Source organism: Nocardia bhagyanarayanae (assembly GCF_006716565.1).
GTDB classification, from domain to species: Bacteria; Actinomycetota; Actinomycetes; order Mycobacteriales; family Mycobacteriaceae; genus Nocardia; species Nocardia bhagyanarayanae.
The window spans coordinates 5,922,540-5,924,424 of the sequence record NZ_VFPG01000001.1; the positions used below are offsets into that span (position 1 = coordinate 5,922,540).

General features: G+C 69.4%; 1 protein-coding gene. It reads right to left on the bottom strand.

From position 1 onward, the window contains the following. Positions 1 to 7 precede the first annotated feature (7 nt). Positions 8 to 1,834 (bottom strand): thioesterase domain-containing protein, encoded by a 1,827-nt coding sequence (locus FB390_RS26005; protein ID WP_141811313.1) that lies wholly within the window; start codon positions 1,832 to 1,834, stop codon positions 8 to 10. Between the last annotated feature and the right edge of the window lie 51 nt (positions 1,835 to 1,885).

Consider the following 1,885-nt stretch of genomic DNA (forward strand, 5'->3'; position numbering starts at 1 on the left):
CCCTTCATCAGGCGGGTACCGCGTTGGGACGGACGGCGTGCAGCTTGTCCGCGATCGAGTCGACCAGCGCGTCGCGCTGGTCGACGAGGAAGAAGTGGCCGCCGGGCAGCAGCTCGGTGGAGCGAGTCCCGGGCAGCACATCGCGCCACGCCTCGAGTTGCGTGGCCGCCACCTGGCGATCGTCGCGTCCGCCGTAGAGGTGGACCGGACAGGCGGGCGGTGGGTGCGGAACGAACCGGTAGTCGTCGAAGATCTCGAAGTCGCTCCGCAATGCGGGCAGGAACAGTGCCATCACCTCCGGGGTATCCATGACCTCGGGCGGGATCCCGCCGTAATGCCCTACCGCGGAGAGGAATTGATCATCCGACAAGCTCGACAGACGTCCCGGCCGCGGTAGGTGCGGCGCCACCGCCGCGGCGAGGAACAACACCTCAGGAGCGACCCCGGCGGGGAGTCGACGCGCGACCTCGAAGGCGGTCAACGCTCCGAGGCTGTGGCCGAAGAAGGCGAACGGCAAGTCGGTGAGCGGAACTACCTGCGCCACCGCGGCATCCACCAATTCCCCGAACCCGCGTATCGGTGTGTGCCCGAGATGCCGGTGCCTGGCGGGCAATTCGACGGCGCACAACTCCACCCAATCGGGCAACCGGGTACGCCACTGCGTGTAGGCCGCGGCCTTGCCGCCCGCGAACGGCCAGCAGAACAGGCGCAATAGCGCGGGCGCGGCCTGCCGCTGGTGCAGCACCAACCGATCCGCGGTGTCGCCTCCGGTGAATGTGGCTGGTACGACCGGTCGTTCAGGTGGTGCGGGCCGCACGCCCGGCGTGGTCGGCATGCTCGCCACCGGCGGCGCGGGCCGAGCGTCGGGCGTTCGTGCCGGGGTCGGCTCCGTGCGAGCAGCCAGATGCGGTGGCTCGGACCGGAACAGTGCGAGATCACCGACTGTCACCAGTCGCGAAACCTCGACCCCGACCGACTCGAAGAATTTCGACAGGGGCGCCGAAGGGCCGATCTCGACGATCGCCGTTCCGGTGCGACCGAGCGCCCGCATATTGTCCTGCCACCGGACCGGGGCGCTGATCTGGCGGACGAGATGGTCGGTGAGTGTCTCGGGCCGGTGGAACTCGCCGGTGAAGTTCGAGGTCACCGCGGCCGCACGGTCCACGCGCAGCCGCGGCGCACAGTCGGCCACGTACCCGGCGAATTCCGATTCGATCGACCGCATCAACCGGGAGTGGAAGGGCGCACTCACCCGCAGCGGAACGAACCGCAGCTCCGGAAGACGCTCGGCGAGTACCACTCTGGCGGCCGCGACGGCCTCGGTGGCGCCGCTGATGACGAGTTGCTCCGGTGAATTGTCGTTGGCGACCTCGGCGCCGACGCCCGCGACGAGTTCGGCCACTCCGTGCGAGGCGATGTCGGGCAGGATGAGCGCGGCCATCGAACCACGGCCTTCCGGCACCGCCCGCTGCATGAGCGCACCACGGGCCCGCACCAACCGGACACCGTCGGCGAGCCCGACGACACCGGCCGCGACCAACGCGCTGTACTCGCCGAGGCTGTGCCCACCGAATGCGACCGGGCGCACGCCGCATTCGGCCGTCAGTACCCGGTGCACCGCGATCTCCATGGTGAGCACGCACGGCTGGGTGTACTCCGTGCGATGCAGCCGCTGATCCCGTTCGACGCAGATCCGCAGCAGGTCCTCCCCTAGCGCCTCGGCGGCCTCGTCGAAAGCCGCTCGCGCGAGCGGGAATTCGGCGCAAAAGTCGGCGCCCATCCCGACCCGCTGCGCGCCTTGCCCAGGAAAGACGAGGGTGCGTTCGGCATTCATCGCACTACCTCCGCGGACCCGTGGGCGACACGAACGCCGAACATATGTCTC